The following is a 16,105-nucleotide window of genomic DNA, read 5'->3' as shown; positions in this document are numbered from 1 at the left end:
CATCGTCGCACCCCGGCCAATCCGTGAGGCTTGCGCCACTTCCTGTTAGACTATGCGCCCACTTGCCAACACTGATGTGGATAACTGGCCTGGTTCATCTGTGAGGTAATCCGTGACCATTCGCTTCATCGCCGCTTCCCGGCTGCCCACCCCCTGGGCCACGTTCACCATGCATGGCTTCGAAGACGATGCCACGGGGAAAGACCATATTGCGCTCACCCTGGGCGATGTGAGCGATGGCGCGCCGGTGCTGGGGCGGGTGCACTCCGAGTGCCTGACGGGCGATGCGCTGTTTTCCATGCGCTGCGACTGTGGCTACCAGCTGCAGGAAGCCCTCAAGCGCATTGCCAGCGAAGGTCGCGGGGTGCTGCTCTACCTGCGTCAGGAGGGGCGCGGTATTGGCCTGCTCAACAAGATTCGCGCCTACCACTTGCAGGACCAGGGGGCGGATACCGTGGAGGCCAACGAGCAGCTCGGCTTCGGTGCCGACATGCGCCGTTATGATCTCTGCGTGCCGATGCTCGAGCATCTGGGCGTTACGGCCCTTAAGCTGATGACCAACAACCCCCGCAAGGTCGATGCGCTCACCCGCGATGGGGTCAACGTGGTGGAGCGTCAGCCCATCACCACCGGCCTCAACCCGCATAACGAGCAGTACCTGGCCACCAAGGCGGGCAAGCTGGGCCACATGATGGCACTGGATGACTTCACCCAGGCCAGCGATGTGGATATCGAGCGCAAGGGGTAGCGCTTACCCTTTGGCGGCCTGCTCCTTCTCTGCGGCACGGGCCAGCGCCCTGGTCCAGGGCTACGTGGTGGCACTGGTACGCCAGGCCCAGCTCTTCCAGCGTCCAGGCGGCACGCAGCGAGCGGGAGTTGGGGAAGCTATAAAGGGTGATCATGGGGCGGCTCCAGGCAGTACCGTGAAGCCTTCACTGTAGCCACTGCCTGAACGCCTGTCACGGGGCTACTGGCCCCGCGCTGCACGGATGCGCTCGTAGGCATTGCCAATCTCGCTGGTGCGGGCCTGCGCCACCTCGCGCATGCTCTCCGGAAGCCCCTTGCCCGCCAGCTTGTCCGGGTGATTCTGGCTCATCAGGCGACGATACGCTTTCTTGATCTCGGCATCGCTGGCGTCTTCGGCCACGCCCAGTACGCGATAGGCATCCTTCAGAGCTTCCTCGCTGGCGCCTTGAGAGTTGGCCGCCGCGCCATGCAGCATGGCTTCGATCTGCTGTACTTCGGCCTCGCTGCAGCCAACGCCCCGCGCCACGCGCAGAATCATCTCATGCTCGGCGGGGTGCAGGACCCCGTCGGCGGCAATCGCGCTGAGCTGAACCTGCAAAAATACTTGGCGCAAAATGGGCTGACGCTGGGTCAGGCGATTGACCTTGGCCAGCTCGGCCTCCAGGTCGAAGTCGTCGGCACGGCCCCGTTCGAAGGCGGCCCGCGCCTTGGCGCGGTGCTCGCCCTGCAAGCGCATCTGGTCGAACAGCTTTTCGGCCACGCTCAGCTCACCTGGCGTGACCTTGCCATCGGCCTGGCAAAGGCAGCCCATCACCGAAAAGATCGACTCCAGGAAGCCTTCCTGCAAGCGCGTGCGGGCGGCATTCAAACGGCGCCCCAGCTGGCGTGCCAACCACCAGCCCAGACCCGCCCCCACCAGCAGACCCACGGGGCCGCCGCTGGCAAGGCCGATCAAACCAAACAGAATCATCAAAAAAAGCATAACGGTCTCAACAAGTTAGTCAGAAGGCTCAAGGCGACGGCAGGCGCGAACGAATGGCCGCTTCGATGCCGGCGGCATCCAGGCCGCAGTCGCGCAGCAGCTCGGCGGGGGTGCCGTGTTCGACGAAGCTGTCCGGCAAGCCCAGGTTCAGGACTTCGACCTGAACGCCTTCGGCGTGGAGCAGCTCATTCACCGCGCTGCCCGCGCCGCCTGCAATCACGTTCTCCTCCAGCGTGACCAGCAGCTCGTGCTCGTCGGCGGCGTGCAGCACGGCGTCGCGATCCAGCGGCTTGATGGAGCGCATGTTGATATGCGTTGCATTGAGCTTCTCGGCCACCTCGGCGGCGGCACCATTGATGCTGCCAAAGGCCAGCAGAGCGATGCGCATGCCGTCGCTGGTGCTGGTGCGACGAACCTCGGCCTGGCCAATCGCCATGGGCTCCAGATGGTCTGGAATGGCCACGCCGGGGCCGGTGCCACGGGGGTAGCGAACGGCGGCCGGGCCCGGGTGGTGGTAGGCGGCGCTGAGCATGGCGCGGCACTCTGCTTCATCGGCGGGGGCCAGAATCACCATGCCGGGCACGCAGCGCAGGAACGACAGGTCCATGCTGCCGTGGTGCGTCGGGCCGTCTTCTCCCACCAGGCCTGCTCGGTCGATGGCGAAGGTGACATCCAGGTCCTGCACGGCCACGTCGTGGATCAACTGGTCGTAGCCACGCTGCAGAAAGGTCGAGTAGATGGCGACGACGGGCTTCATGCCCTCGCAGGCCATGCCCGCGGCCAGGGTGACCGCGTGCTGTTCGGCAATCGCCACGTCGAAATAGCGTTCGGGGTAGGTCTGCGCAAAGCGAATCAGATCCGAGCCTTCGCCCATGGCGGGAGTGATGCCCATCAGGCGCGGGTCGGCGGCGGCCATGTCGCACAGCCAGTCACCAAACACATTGCAGTACTTCTTCTTGGGCGCAGCGGGGGGCTTCACCGGGGGCGCGCTGGACGCGGGCACTTTTTCCAGCTTGGTAATGGCGTGATAGCCAATCTGGTCGGCCTCTGCCGGCAGGAACCCTTTGCCCTTGACCGTCTTGATATGCAGAAACTGGGGGCCTTTCTGATCACGCAGGTTGCGTAGGGTCTGGGTCAGCGCGTCCAGGTCGTGGCCGTCGATGGGGCCCACGTAGTGAAAGCCCATCTCTTCGAAGAGCGTTGCGGAGCTCACCATGCCCTTCATGTGCTCTTCAGTGCGCTTGGCAAACTCCAGCGCGCCGGGCAGGTGCGAGAGCACTTTCTTGCCCTCTTCGCGCATTTTCAGGTAAGGCTTGCTGGAGAGCATCCGCGCCAGATAGGTGGCGATACCGCCGACGTTCTCGGAGATCGACATCTCGTTGTCGTTCAGCACCACTAGCATGTTGGCGTTGACGTGCCCGGCGTGGGCCAGCGCTTCGAAGGCCATGCCCGCGGTGAGCGCGCCATCGCCGATGATGGCACATACGCGGCGCGGGTCGTTTTGTGCCTGGGCGGCCAGGGCCATGCCGAGCGCCGCCGAGATCGAGGTGCTGGAGTGACCAACGCCGAAGGTGTCGTACTCGGATTCGGCGCGGCGGGGGAACGCGGCCAGGCCGCCGTGCTGGCGGATGCCGAGCATGGCTTCACGGCGGCCGGTGAGAATCTTGTGGGGGTAGGCCTGGTGGCCTACGTCCCATACCAGGCGGTCCCTGGGGGTGTGAAAGGCGTGGTGCAGGGCCACGCTGAGTTCCACCACGCCGAGCCCTGCGCCAAAGTGGCCGCCGGTGACACCGACGCTATACAGCAGATAGGCGCGCAGCTCGTCGGCCAGCTGCGCCAGCTGGCCAGGACTCATGGCTCGCAGGGCCGCGGGGTGGTCAAAGGAGTCGAGCAGCGGCGTCGCCGGGCGCTCGCGGGGTATCTCGTCGAACAGCTTCATAGGCGGCATGTTTTCATGGGTATGTTGTGAAAGGCATCGTTAGTGGTCGCGCTCGATCATGTAATGGGCAAGATCGGCCAGGGGCGCGGCGGGCTCGCCAAGCGGGGCGAGCGCAGCAATGGCCTCGTCGATCAATGCGTTCGCTTTTTGCTGGGCGCCCGCCAGCCCGAGCAGGCTGGGATACGTGGGCTTGGCGCGGGCAGCGTCGGCACCGGAGGTTTTGCCCAGCGTGGCGGTGTCTCCGGTGACGTCGAGAATGTCGTCGTGAATCTGGAAGGCTAGACCAATGGCCCGCGCATAGCGAATCAGTGCCGCCAGGCGTGGGTCGTCGGCCTCGACGGCGATCAGCCCACCCATCCGGACCGCCGCCACGATCAGCGCGCCGGTCTTGTGGGCGTGCATGTGAGCCAGTGCCTCGACATCGGGATGGCCACCCACGGCTGCCAGGTCCAGCGCCTGGCCGGCCACCATGCCATCGCGGCCAGCGGCCACCGCCAGGGTAGATACCAGTGCAGCCAGGCGCGGGTGCGGGCGGCTGGCCATGACTTCAAAGGCCAGCGCCTGCAGGGCGTCGCCTGCCAGAATGGCCGTGGCTTCGTCGTAGGCCTTGTGCACCGTGGGCTGGCCACGACGCAGGTCGTCGTCATCCATGGCGGGCAGGTCGTCGTGGATCAACGAGTAGGCGTGGATCAGCTCGATGGCCGCCGCGGGGGCGTCCAGGGCGTCGTCTTCTGCTCCCAGGGAGCGCCCCGCCAGATAGACCAACAGCGGGCGCAGGCGCTTGCCGCCCACCAGCAGGCCGTGGCGCATGGCTGCCTCCAGGCGCGCCTCGACGGCGGGCCGAGACTCGAACAGCGCCGCCAGGGTGGCATCGACGCGGGCGTTGCTGGCGCGGCGCAGCGTGACCAGCGGTGTGTCGTGGGCCGTTACCATGGAGGCGTTTCCTCGCTGTCGTCGTGTCCCTGAGCAGCTGACGGCTCTGGTGCAGCATGGAAGGGAGCCACGTCCAGCTTGCCTTCGGCGGCTTCGCTGAGCGCGCGCACTTTCAGCTCGGCACTGTCGAGGCGCTGCTGGGCATCGCGCGTGAGCCGCACGCCCTGCTCGAAGGCGGTCAGGGCATCTTCCAGTGAGAGTTCGCCTGACTCCAGGCGTTCCACGATGGTTTCAAGCTCGGTCACCGTGGCAGCAAAATCTTGGGGAGGGGTGCTCATGGTCAATGCCTACCGTTTGTCGTGGGCCCTGTGCTCGGTGCGGGCGGCGAAAGTGGCCGGATGCCAGTCAAATAAACGCACAGTATACACCGAGGCAAGGGGGTGGCGTCTGCCTCCCGCTGGCGGGATTCCTCGACGTGTGCCGGGTTCATCTTCAAAACGCAGACTTTTCATCATCCGGGAGCGCTGAGAAAGGCGGGGGCTGTGCTACCATACGGGCCTTCCGTGAACCGATACACGGCGCCTGCCGCCGACCATAGAGGTTGATTCAGCCATGGCCAAAACGTCCCTGGAAAAGAGCAAGATCAAGATCCTGCTACTCGAGGGCGTCCACCAAAGCGCGGTGGACAATTTTCACAACGCGGGTTACGAAAACATCGAGTCTCTCTCTACATCGCTGGATGAAGAGGCACTGATCGAGAAGATCCGTGATGTTCACTTCCTCGGCATTCGCTCCCGGACGCAGTTGACGGAGCGCGTGTTCGATGCCGCCGAGAAACTGGTCAGCGTGGGCTGTTTCTGTATCGGGACCAATCAGGTCGACCTGGATGCGGCGCTCAAGCGCGGTATCGCAGTCTTCAATGCGCCGTACTCCAACACTCGCTCGGTGGCCGAGCTGGTGCTGGCGGAAGCCATCATGCTGCTGCGTGGCATTCCCGAGAAAAACGCGTTGGCGCACCAGGGGGGCTGGTTGAAATCGGCCAAGAACTCCCATGAGGCGCGCGGCAAGACGCTGGGTATCGTGGGCTATGGCAGCATTGGTGCTCAGCTGTCGGTGCTGGCGGAGTCACTGGGCTTCAACGTGATCTACTACGATGTGATCACCAAACTAGGCATGGGTAATGCCAGCCAGGTCGCCAGCCTGGAGGAGTTGCTGGGTCGTTCGGACGTGGTCAGCCTGCACGTGCCGGACCTGCCCTCTACCCGCTGGATGATGGGGGCGAAGGAAATCGCTGCCATGAAGGATGGTGCGATCCTGATCAACGCCGCCCGGGGCAGTGTGGTCGAGATCGAAGCGCTGGCCGATGCCGTGAAGTCTGGCAAGCTGAACGGTGCCGCCATCGACGTCTTCCCGGTCGAGCCGAAGGGCAACGATGAAGAGTTCCAGAGCCCGCTGCGTGGCCTGCACAACGTGATCCTGACGCCGCATATCGGTGGCTCGACGCTGGAAGCGCAGGAGAACATCGGTATCGAAGTGTCCGAAAAGCTGATCACCTACTCGGATAACGGCACCACGGTGACGTCGGTCAACTTCCCCGAAGTGGCGCTGCCTGCCCATCCGGACAAACACCGTCTGCTGCACATCCACGACAACGTGCCCGGCGTGCTGTCGCAGATCAACCGCGTGCTGTCGGAGAACGGCATCAACATCTCCGGCCAGTACCTGCAGACCAACGACAAGGTGGGCTACGTGGTCATCGACGTCGACAAGGCCTATGGCCCGCAGGCGCTGGAAGCCCTGAAAAAGGTAGAGCATACGCTGAAGATTCGCGTTCTCTACTCGGCGCAGAACAGCTGATATTACCGACCCGCGCAGCGTCACAAAACGGCCCGAAAGGGCCGTTTTGCGTATCAGGCCAGGTCGAACAGCAGGACTTCACTGGCCTCGCTGCCTGCCACTGCAAAGTCCTCGCCTGGGTTGAAAGCCACCGCGTCGCCGGTGCGCAGGGTTTGTCCGTTCACCTCGATGGTCCCTTTCACCACATGCAGCCAGGCATAACGGGAGGGCGGCGCCGCCAGCTGATCACCCGCGCTCAGCAGGCTGGCGTACAGATTGACGTCCTGATTGACGCTCACTGACCCTTCTCGGCCGCTCTGCGACGCGACCAGGCGCCATTGGCCTTGGCGTTCGGCCGAGGGGAAGGCCTTCTGCTCGTAGCTGGGCGCGATGCCCCGCTGGGCTGGCTGGATCCATATTTGTAAAAAGTGCAGGCCGTTTTGCTGGGAGTGGTTGAACTCGCTATGCACTACCCCTGTGCCCGCTGACATGCGCTGTACGTCGCCGGGGCGCATGACCTCGCCGTTGCCCATGTTGTCCTTGTGCTCCATCTCACCTTCGAGCACGTAGGAGATGATCTCCATATCCCGGTGGGGGTGGGCGCCAAAGCCGTGGCCCGGGGCGACCCGGTCTTCATTGATGACCCGCAGGGCACGAAAGCCCATGTGCTCAGGGTCCATGTAATTGGCAAACGAAAAGGTGTGGTACGAGCGCAGCCAGCCGTGGTCTGCATAGCCGCGCTCGTTGGAACGACGAATCTTCATGAACGGTACCTCGTTGATCAGTCAGGTTGTTGCCTACTCTATGTTGCCTACTCTATGTTGCCTACTATACGACCGAGAGCGCCCTGCGTGGGGTGAAGCTTTCTCAATGATGGCGTCGAAATAATCGACGATTGAGGGCCGTCAGGAGGGTGGCTGGCAGGTGCGTGCAGATGCACGCGCGGCGCGCTTTTTGCTATCATGCGCGGGATTATTCACCCGGTCCGCCCTTTGCGAGGGCGACTACCAGGAGCACTGCATGACGACCCCCACTTCCACACCGCCCATCGTGGTGGCTGCGCTGTACAAATTTGTCACCCTGAACGACTTCGAAGCGCTGCGCGAGCCGCTGCACCAGACCATGCTGGCCAATGGCGTCAAAGGCACGCTGCTGTTGGCCAAAGAGGGCATCAACGGCACCGTGGCCGGCAGCCGTGAAGGCATCGATGCGCTGCTGGCCTGGCTGACCGCCGACCCGCGCCTGGCCGATATCGACCATAAAGAGTCCTTCTGCGACGAGCCGCCGTTCTACCGCACCAAGGTGAAGCTGAAAAAGGAGATCGTGACGCTGGGCGTGCCGGGCATCGACCCCAACGACACCGTGGGCACTTACGTCGAGCCGGAAAACTGGAACGACGTGATCTCCGACCCGGAAGTGCTGGTGATCGATACCCGTAACGACTACGAAGTCGCGATTGGCAGCTTCGAAGGCGCGGTCGACCCCAAGACCACCACGTTCCGCGAGTTTCCCGAGTACGTGCGCCAGCACTACAACCCGGAGCAGCACAAGAAGGTGGCGATGTTCTGCACCGGCGGCATTCGCTGCGAGAAAGCCTCCAGCTTCATGCTGAAAGAGGGCTTCGAAGAGGTCTACCACTTGAAGGGCGGCGTGCTCAATTACCTGGAAAAGGTGCCGGAATCGCAGTCGCTGTGGCGCGGCGAGTGCTTCGTGTTCGATAACCGCGTCACCGTGCGCCATGATCTCACCGAGGGCGAGCACGAGCAGTGCCACGCCTGCCGCATGCCGATCTCTCAGGAAGACATGCAGTCGTCGGCCTACGAGCCCGGCATCAGCTGCCCGCACTGCATCGACTCGCTGCCCGAGAAGACCCGCGCCGCTGCCCGCGAACGCCAGCGCCAGATCGAGCTGGCCAAGGCCCGCGGTGAACCCCATCCGCTGGGCTACAACCCCCGCCAGGCGGCCCACGACAAAGCGTAACCCGACCCCGTGGCCGCTTGCCTTGCAAGAGGCCACTTTGGTCGTAGTGAGCGATCAGCGCGCCGGGCAGCCGCTAAACTGAGCAGCACGTTTTGCTCAGGAGCCTGCCATGCCCTCTTCACACGTTGCTTCCCTCGACGACTGCCTGCTGCGCACCGCGCAGGACGGCGTCGTCACCCTCACGCTCAACCAGCCGGAGCGCTTCAATGCGCTTTCGGAAGCCATGCTGGAAGCGCTGCAAACGGCGCTGGACGAGATCGCCCAGGATGACCAGGTACGCTGCGTGGTACTGGCCGCCAATGGCCGAGCGTTCTGCGCGGGGCATGATTTGAAGCAGATGCGCGCGCACTCCGAGCAGGCCTATTACCAGGCGCTGTTCGCTCGCTGTGGCAAGGTGATGCAAACCATCGTTCACTTCCCCGTACCGGTGATTGCCAAGGTGCAGGGGATCGCCACCGCCGCGGGCTGCCAGCTCGTTGCCAGCTGCGATCTGGCCGTGGCGGCCAGCAGCGCGCGTTTTGCGGTCTCCGGTATCAATGTCGGCCTGTTCTGCTCGACCCCGGCCGTAGCGCTGTCGCGCAACGTACCGCGTAAGCGAGCCATGGAGATGCTGCTGACCGGCGACTTCATCAGCGCCGACCAGGCGGCGGAGTGGGGGTTGATCAACCGCGTCGCAGAAGAGGGAACGCTGGACTCGGCAGTGGAGGCGCTCACATCGAGCATCTGTGCCAAGAGTGCGGTGGCGGTGCGCACCGGTAAAGCCATGTTTGCGCGCCAGCTGGCGATGCCGTTGGAAGAAGCCTACGCCTTTGCCGGAGACACCATGGCCTGCAACATGCTGGCTGAGGACGTGGTCGAGGGCATCGATGCGTTTATCGAAAAACGCCCGCCGGTCTGGCGGCACCGCTAGCGATCCATTGGTGGAATTTGTTTCCGTAAACGCGACATGGCCGCCGGGGCGCGTTATCCTGCTGATTTATGAATGTTAACGCGCCCTCAGGAGAGTGCCAGGTGAGTGAAGTAAAGCGCAGGTCAGTCGGACGTCCGGCGGGAGCCACCAAAGCCAGCGGCGGGCATAGCCAATCGTTGGTACGCGGCCTCACGCTGCTCGAATACCTGGCGGCCAGCCCGCTGGGGCTGGCGCTCTCGGAGCTCGCCGAACAGGCAGACTTGGCGCCTTCCACGACCCACCGGCTACTTCAGGCACTGCAAAGCCAGGGGTTCGTCACCCAGGAGAGCGAGCAAGGCCTGTGGCGCATCGACGTGAAAACCTTCCGCATTGGCAACAGCTTTCTGGAAGCCCGCGACGTGGTGGCGAAAAGCCGTCCGTTTTTGCGCCGCCTGACGGCAGAGACCGGCGAAACGGCCAACCTGGGCATTCGCGATGGCGCCACGGCGGTGTTTTTGGCCCAGAACGAATCGCCGCAAATGATGCGCATGATCACGCGGCTGGGGTCGCGGGCACCGCTGCACGCCTCTGGGGTAGGCAAGGCGCTGCTGGCCTGGATGAGCGAAGAGGAGCGCAACGCGCTGCTGGCAGGCGGGTATGAGCTGGCGCGCGTCACGGAAAACACGCGCTATCAGGTCGATTCGCTGTTGGCGGAAATGGCCGCCATTCGTGCCCAGGGCTTTGCCTGTGACCGTGAAGAGCACGCCATTGGCCTGCACTGCGTGGCCGCGTGTATTTTCGATGAGCACGCCACCCCCTTGGCGGCCATTTCCGTTTCCGGGCCCATGGCGCGCATTCCAGAAGATCGCCTGCTGGCGTTGGGGGCGCTGGTGCGTCGCACGGCCGACGACATCACCCTGCAAATGGGTGGCCAGCGGCCTCGTTAATTGCCGATGATTGCTCATGTTTAGTCTGTTTTGGGTGGCACTAGCCAGTGCCACACTACTGCCGGGCGGCTCTGAAGTGTGGCTGGCCAGGCTCTGGTGCCTGGGTGAGCCCGCGCTGGGGTTGTGGCTGGTCGCCACGGCGGGCAATACGCTGGGCAGCGTGATCAACGTGGCCATGGGCCGCTATGCCCGCCAGTTTCAGGACCGTCGCTGGTTCCCTGCATCACCGCAAGGGTTGGCCCGCGCAGAGCGTTGGTACCATCGCTTTGGTGAGTACAGCCTGCTGTTCTCGTGGTTACCGGTGGTGGGCGACCCGCTCACCGTCCTGGCCGGCGTCATGCGCTTGGCCTGGTGGCGGGCGCTGCTTTGGATCGTGCTGGCCAAGGGCGCGCGCTATGCGCTGTTGATCGTCATGGCCCAGCAGTGGCTGGCCCCTTACTGCCAATAAGGCACTGCTATGCGATTGCCTGAAAACTGCGCGAGGGTGTTTTCGTTGGTGCACCGAAAGCAGTCGCGATAACCTCTCTGGCAGTCAGGCATGTTATCCTAGCGTATGTTATGTCAGGTTTGCATTCCTGATGGATGCACTATTCTGTGTGGACGTGTCTGTGCGGGCACGCATAGACAGGTTCTTGGCAAGTCGCAGGATCGCAAAAACTCACCCAAAGGGAGGTTATGGTGTGACGTCACTACGTTTACTACCTTGGCTAGGCGTCTGGATGCTGACGCTGTTCGCCTTGCTGGCCGGGCCAGCCATGGCGCAAACCACGCTAGGCGCTGACAATGAAGCGTCGAATACGAGTGCCGAGCAGCCGCCCTCGTATTCTGCGCTGGCGGACTTGCTGGAAGATGAGCAGGCTCGCCAGGAGCTGATTGAGCTGCTGCGCCATCAGGCATCGGCGCTACCTCCCGCACTGGCCAACGAGCTCTCCCCGGAAGCCGCGGCTGCCGGTGGCAATGTCTCTCCTGAAGACGTCTCGCTGCCGCGCCAGCTGGCAGAGTTGACCAGCCGCACGGTGAGCGATGTGGGTGGGCAGCTAGAGCAGGCCGTCTCGATCGTCGGCAACCTGTTCACGGGGCAGGGGGGCGGCACCTTCAATATGGCCGACTTCACCAATGCCGCGATCAATCTCGGCATTGTCATCATTGCCACGTTTGCCCTGTTCTTTACCTTCCGTCGTCTCGCCAAGACGCTGTTTACCAAGCTCAGTGCCTGGTCGTTGGCCGGTGGCAACCTGACCCCGGTGCTGCGTCTCGTGCTATGCGTGGCGCTTGCCGCGGTAGTAGATGTGCTGCTGGTGGCGCTGGCCTACGTGGGCGGCAATCTGATCGCCACGTTTGCGGTGGGCGAAACGGGCGAGCTGTCTACCCGGGCCTCGCTGTTCCTGAACGCGTTCCTGATCATCGAGCTGCTCAAGGCGGCAGTGCGCATGCTGTTCTCCTCCCGCTATGAGGGACTGCGGCTGCTGCATATTTCTGCCCAGGAAGCCTCCTATTGGAATCGCTGGATCGCCCGCCTGATCGGTATGGTGGGCTATGGCCTGATGGTGGTCGTACCGCTGGTCAACTATTACCTGGCCCCGACCTTGGGGCAGGCCGTGGGCACCTTCATCATGCTGCTGGCCTTCGTCTATGCCGTGGCGGTGGTGCTGAAGAACCGTGTTCGACTGCGGAATAACCTGAACCTGATGGGCGACCGTTCGACGCTGATGGCCAGTCGTGTCTCGCTGCACCTGTTCGCTCGTACGTGGCACCTGTTTGCTCTGCTCTACTTCCTGATGGTGTTCGTACTGACCCTGACCCGCCCGGGCGATGCGCTGCCCTTCGTGCTCATGGCCACGCTGAAAACGCTGGTGGCGGTGGTGGTGGGGCTGCTGCTGTCCACCTTCCTCACCCAGACCATCGGCCGTCGTATTCAGCTGTCGGATGACCTGCGGCGCAAGCTGCCGCTGCTGGAAGCGCGCCTGAACAGCTACGTGCCCAATGCCCTGCGCGTGCTGCGCACCATCATTGTCGTGGCTGTGATCATGGTGGTGCTGGATGCCTGGGGAGCGTTCAATCTCGCCGCCTGGTACGCTTCCGAGCGCGGTGCCAACCTGGTGGGCAACCTGATCAGCGTGGCGGTCATTCTGATCGTATCGCTGGGCGTATGGCTGGGGCTGGCAAGCCTGATCGAGCACAAGCTGAACCCCGAGACGGGCGACGGGGAGCCCTCGGCGCGTGCCAAGACGCTGCTTAGCCTGTTCCGTAATGCACTGGCCATTGCCATGGTGACCATTACCGGCATGATCGTTCTGTCGGAGATCGGCATCAACATCGGGCCGCTGATTGCCGGTGCCGGTGTGCTGGGTCTGGCGATCGGTTTCGGTGCCCAGAGACTGGTGCAGGATGTCATCACCGGCGTCTTCATCCAGGTCGAAAACGCCATGAATACTGGCGATGTCGTGACCGTAGGCGGTATTACCGGCACTGCTGAGCGGTTGAGCATACGTTCGGTGGGTATTCGCGACCTTTCCGGCACCTACCATATCGTGCCGTTCTCCAGTGTGGATACGGTCTCCAACTACATGCGTGAGTACGGTAATCACGTGGGCGAATACGGTATTGCCTACCGCGAGAACATCGACGATGCCATTGCTCAGCTCCAGCTGGCCTTCGAAGACCTCAAGGCCAGCGAAGAGCATGGTCACAAGCTGCTGGCAGACATGACCGTGGCGGGCGTCACCGCGCTGGCCGATAGCTCGGTCAATATCCGTGTGGTCATCAAGACCACGCCGGGTGACCAGTGGGGCGTTGGCCGGGCGTACAATCGCCTCGTCAAAATGCGCTTCGACTCGGCGGGTATCGAGATTCCGTTCCCGCATACCACCCTGTACTTCGGGCAGGACAAGTCCGGCTCTGCGCCGCCTGCCAACCTGCGTGTCATGAAACAGGACTTCACCATCGATGGTAGCCCGGCAGGGCAGCCCAAACGAGCAGAGCTCGAAGTGGATGACCGCCATCACCCTCGTCGTGGAAAAGCACCGAGTCAGCAAGAGGCTGAGCACCACAAGCCCGACGATGAGGAAGTGTGATCCTCGCCGCATCAGCGACAAGGCCGCCTTCGGGCGGCCTTGTCGTATGCGCAGAGTCTGCCAGGCTCACTCGCCCGGATAATTTTCTGAGTGACGTCCCACCAGGTTGATGGACTCCCCGCCGTCCACGAACAGCACCTGGCCCACCACGAAGTCGTTGTCCAGCAAGTAGTACAAGGCTTGTACGAGATGCGCTGGGCTTCCCTGGTGATCGGCAGGAATACCCTCGATGCGCCACTGAACATAGTCGCTGGTGCGCTGTGATGCGGGCAGCACGACGCCAGGGGCGATGCCATTGATGCGTAGGCGAGGTGCAAACTCCAGCGCCGCCATGCGCGTCATGTCTGCCAGACTTTTCTTGGATAGCAGGTAGGCCGCATAAGGGTACTGATGGTAAGCCACCTTGTTGTCGATGATATTGATGACCTGGCCGTGTTTGACCACCTCGGCAAAGTGGCGCGTCAATAGCAGCGGGGTGAACATATTGACCCGAAACTGGGTCTCCAGCATGGCCAGGTTTGTCTGGGCGATGGGTGCAGGCTCATAGGCACTGGCGCTGTTGAGCAGTACGCAAAGCCCTGGGAAACGAGCCTTGGCGTGGGCAATCAACGCGTCCAGCGGGTCTTCCAGAAAGTTGCAGGGCAAGATCTCGCAATCTCGCCCCTTGCTCCGGATGCGTTCCGCGACCTCTTCGGCCTCGGTTCGCGAGCTGTTGACATGCAGCGCGATATCGAAGCCCTTGTCGGCCAGCGCTTCGGAAAAGTGGCGGCCAAGGCGGGTGGCGCCACCGGTGACGAGTGCAGCAGGGTTTCCCATGGGTTGCTCCCTATACGGAAGATTATTATTGGGTGGTCAGCTGACTTTCTGCGTGAGCGCAGCGTTTGTCAATAAATTGTACAGAGCTTGAACGAAATGCGTGGCGGTTTACTCTGTAGAAAGCCTGAGTGAGCTATTTTTTGGAGTGCCATGGCGGTTCGACAGTGTCCTGAACTGGTTACCCCATCACGGTTTTTATATGGAATGCTGCTATGCCATCAACGTCGTCACATGGAGCGACTGACACCATGCATCATGAGTGCGTGATTTCACTGGGTTCCAATATCGAACCCGAGCACCATTTTGCCCGAGCACTGGACATTTTGAGCAGCGAGTGTGAGCTGGTCGCCCACTCGGAGGCTGTTCGTACGGCGCCGGTTGGCTTTCAGCAGCAGCCCGACTTTCTCAATGCTGCGCTGGTGGTTCGCACCACGCTGGAGCGGCGCGCCTTCAAGGCCTATTTGAAGGATGTCGAGCATCGCCTGGGACGCGTGCGTGGGCTGATCAAGTCGGGGCCACGTACCATGGATTTGGACATCGTGGCCTGGGATGGCGAGATAGTGGACGAAAGCTATTTTCAGCACGACTACGTGCGTGGCCCAGTCGATGCCGTGCTAGCCGACAGCGGGCGCTCGCTAATCAGTGCGGGCCCTGTCCGACATAATTGATGCGACAGGCCTCACGTTTTCGGGGGGGCGGCCGATAATTACGCTAATCGTGCCCTGCGCGTTTACTTTCGAGGTCATGCCCGTGCTTAGCCTTGCGACCAACATCACGTCGCTGCTGGTGATGAACAATTTGCGTACGAGCCAGCAGGCCATGCAGACCTCCATGCAGCGCCTGTCTTCCGGCTTGCGTATCAATAGCGCCAAGGACGACCCCGCTGGTCAGGCCATTGCCAATCGCATGGGCGCGCAGATTCGAGGCATGACCCAGGCCATTCGTAACACCAACGATGGCATTTCCATGGTGCAAACGGCGGAAGGCTCGCTGAACCAGATCAACGACAACCTTCAACGTATCCGTGAGCTGAGCGTTCAAGCCCTCAACGGCACCAACTCTTCCGAAGATTTGGCCTCTATTCAGCTGGAAATCGATCAGCGCCTGGAAGAGATCACCCGTGTCACTGAGCAGAGTAACTTCAACGGCATTCCTCTGATCAACGCAGATCGGACCCTGAACATTCAGGTGGGTGCCAATGCGGGGGATGTGATTGGCATTCGTTTTTCCGCCATGGGGCTTCAGGCGCTTGGTCTGGAAGGTTTTAGCGTGCTGGACGATGGCACGGCCACCGGCAAGCCCATGGACGTGGTGGATGAAGCCATGAAGCTGGTCGACCGCCAGCGCAGCTACCTGGGCGCCGTGCAGAACCGCTTCGAAAGCGTGATCGACGGGCTCAATACCAACATCATCAACACCTCTGCCGCCCAGTCACGCATCCAGGACGCCGATTACGCGCAGGAAGTTTCCAACCTGATTCGTGCCCAGCTGTTGCAGCAGGTCGGCATCTCCATGCTGGCTCAGGTCAACCAGCAGCCGCAGGTGATTCTACGGCTGCTGCAAGGCTTGTAAGCCGAGATCAGTCGATGAGCCCTTGCTCTCGCGCCATGGCATAAGCCGCTTGCGGCCACGAAGATGGTGGTCAGCAGCAAGATGGCCATGGCCATCCAGGTGCCGCCAGGCAGTGCCTGGGCCACGGTGAGGGTAGCCACGTCGAACTGGAAGTTTTCGAGTGCCTCGGTGATATCGATCACGTCGGTCAATTGGTAGTAAATGCCGGTACCGCCCAGCAGCGTGAACCAGACGGTCGTCGCCAAAGGGGCGAGCACCGCCACCGCCAGAACCAAAAAAAAGCGCCATTCAATGAATGGCGCGAGGACAGGAAACTGAGCACAGTATACCGTCGGGTTAGACCAAAGTCTAACGATTTGGCCAAAATGTTTTCTAATGGTGCGAGATGGGTGTGGTGCGCACCATTTTGGCACTTTCTGGCGCAATGAGGGACCCGTTCGCTTATCTAAG

15 protein-coding genes and 1 pseudogene are annotated in these 16,105 nt (G+C 62.3%); 9 read left to right on the top strand and 7 right to left on the bottom strand.

Features of this window, described 5'->3' with window-relative positions; all coding sequences use genetic code 11:
* The first annotated feature begins 112 nt into the window (after window positions 1–112).
* The gene (gene ribA, locus IE061_RS07280; protein ID WP_039178678.1) at window positions 113–748 is read left to right on the top strand and encodes a GTP cyclohydrolase II; all 636 of its coding nucleotides are present in this window, start codon (window positions 113–115) and stop codon (window positions 746–748) included.
* A gap of 219 nt (window positions 749–967) precedes the next feature.
* Here the strand turns inward: ribA and djlA are convergent, their stop codons facing one another.
* The 4 genes from djlA to IE061_RS07260 are packed head-to-tail and all read right to left on the bottom strand — an operon-like array spanning window position 968 to window position 4,879.
* Window positions 968–1,729, bottom strand: a complete 762-nt coding sequence (gene djlA, locus IE061_RS07275) for a co-chaperone DjlA (RefSeq protein WP_193461309.1) — start codon at window positions 1,727–1,729, stop codon at window positions 968–970.
* Window positions 1,730–1,757: 28 nt separating this feature from the next.
* Window positions 1,758–3,668 (bottom strand): 1-deoxy-D-xylulose-5-phosphate synthase, encoded by a 1,911-nt coding sequence (gene dxs, locus IE061_RS07270; protein WP_193461351.1) that lies wholly within the window; start codon window positions 3,666–3,668, stop codon window positions 1,758–1,760.
* Window positions 3,669–3,707: 39 nt separating this feature from the next.
* Window positions 3,708–4,601, bottom strand: a complete 894-nt coding sequence (locus tag IE061_RS07265; protein ID WP_193461308.1) for a farnesyl diphosphate synthase — start codon at window positions 4,599–4,601, stop codon at window positions 3,708–3,710.
* Entirely contained in the window at window positions 4,595–4,879 is a 285-nt protein-coding gene (locus IE061_RS07260; RefSeq protein ID WP_081193414.1) for an exodeoxyribonuclease VII small subunit, read from the bottom strand. Before IE061_RS07260 ends, IE061_RS07265 begins: the two co-directional genes overlap by 7 nt.
* A 274-nt stretch (window positions 4,880–5,153) precedes the next feature.
* Here IE061_RS07260 and serA point away from each other — a divergent pair, with 274 nt between their 5' ends.
* The gene (serA, locus tag IE061_RS07255) at window positions 5,154–6,398 is read left to right on the top strand and encodes a phosphoglycerate dehydrogenase (RefSeq protein WP_081135900.1); all 1,245 of its coding nucleotides are present in this window, start codon (window positions 5,154–5,156) and stop codon (window positions 6,396–6,398) included.
* A gap of 53 nt (window positions 6,399–6,451) precedes the next feature.
* Here the strand turns inward: serA and IE061_RS07250 are convergent, their stop codons facing one another.
* Complete coding sequence (locus tag IE061_RS07250) at window positions 6,452–7,141, bottom strand: pirin family protein (protein ID WP_193461307.1); 690 nt, start codon at window positions 7,139–7,141, stop codon at window positions 6,452–6,454.
* A 256-nt stretch (window positions 7,142–7,397) separates the two neighbouring features.
* Between IE061_RS07250 and trhO the strand changes: the two genes are divergently transcribed.
* The 5 genes from trhO to ybiO all read left to right on the top strand — a co-directional run bounded on the left by trhO (window position 7,398) and on the right by ybiO (window position 13,267).
* Window positions 7,398–8,357: an oxygen-dependent tRNA uridine(34) hydroxylase TrhO gene (gene trhO / locus IE061_RS07245; RefSeq protein ID WP_193461306.1), complete on the top strand. Its 960-nt coding sequence runs from the start codon at window positions 7,398–7,400 to the stop codon at window positions 8,355–8,357.
* Between the two features lie 109 nt (window positions 8,358–8,466).
* Window positions 8,467–9,267: an enoyl-CoA hydratase gene (locus tag IE061_RS07240; protein ID WP_193461305.1), complete on the top strand. Its 801-nt coding sequence runs from the start codon at window positions 8,467–8,469 to the stop codon at window positions 9,265–9,267.
* 101 nt (window positions 9,268–9,368) lie between these two features.
* Window positions 9,369–10,193, top strand: a complete 825-nt coding sequence (locus IE061_RS07235; protein ID WP_096921839.1) for an IclR family transcriptional regulator domain-containing protein — start codon at window positions 9,369–9,371, stop codon at window positions 10,191–10,193.
* A 16-nt stretch (window positions 10,194–10,209) separates the two neighbouring features.
* A complete protein-coding gene (locus IE061_RS07230; protein ID WP_081135907.1) occupies window positions 10,210–10,641 on the top strand; it encodes a YqaA family protein in 432 nt (143 codons plus the stop codon).
* A gap of 271 nt (window positions 10,642–10,912) precedes the next feature.
* Window positions 10,913–13,267 (top strand): mechanosensitive channel protein, encoded by a 2,355-nt coding sequence (gene ybiO, locus IE061_RS07225; RefSeq protein ID WP_444542706.1) that lies wholly within the window; start codon window positions 10,913–10,915, stop codon window positions 13,265–13,267.
* Window positions 13,268–13,333: 66 nt separating this feature from the next.
* Here the strand turns inward: ybiO and IE061_RS07220 are convergent, their stop codons facing one another.
* Window positions 13,334–14,083, bottom strand: a complete 750-nt coding sequence (locus tag IE061_RS07220) for an SDR family oxidoreductase (protein ID WP_193461303.1) — start codon at window positions 14,081–14,083, stop codon at window positions 13,334–13,336.
* A 248-nt stretch (window positions 14,084–14,331) separates the two neighbouring features.
* Here IE061_RS07220 and folK point away from each other — a divergent pair, with 248 nt between their 5' ends.
* Window positions 14,332–14,751, top strand: coding sequence for a 2-amino-4-hydroxy-6-hydroxymethyldihydropteridine diphosphokinase (folK, locus tag IE061_RS07215; RefSeq protein ID WP_081135911.1), 420 nt, complete (start codon window positions 14,332–14,334; stop codon window positions 14,749–14,751).
* An 82-nt stretch (window positions 14,752–14,833) separates the two neighbouring features.
* Entirely contained in the window at window positions 14,834–15,655 is an 822-nt protein-coding gene (locus tag IE061_RS07210; protein WP_081136028.1) for a flagellin N-terminal helical domain-containing protein, read from the top strand.
* 44 nt (window positions 15,656–15,699) lie between these two features.
* Here the strand turns inward: IE061_RS07210 and IE061_RS07205 are convergent.
* Window positions 15,700–15,930: pseudogene (locus IE061_RS07205) on the bottom strand (BCCT family transporter); the annotation flags it as partial.
* Window positions 15,931–16,105 lie beyond the last annotated feature (175 nt).

Origin of the sequence: Vreelandella hamiltonii (assembly GCF_014651795.1) — a bacterium.
Classification (GTDB): domain Bacteria; phylum Pseudomonadota; class Gammaproteobacteria; order Pseudomonadales; family Halomonadaceae; genus Vreelandella; species Vreelandella hamiltonii.
Note: the sequence above shows the minus strand (reverse complement) of the source record. Positions and strands in the feature narration are given on the sequence as shown.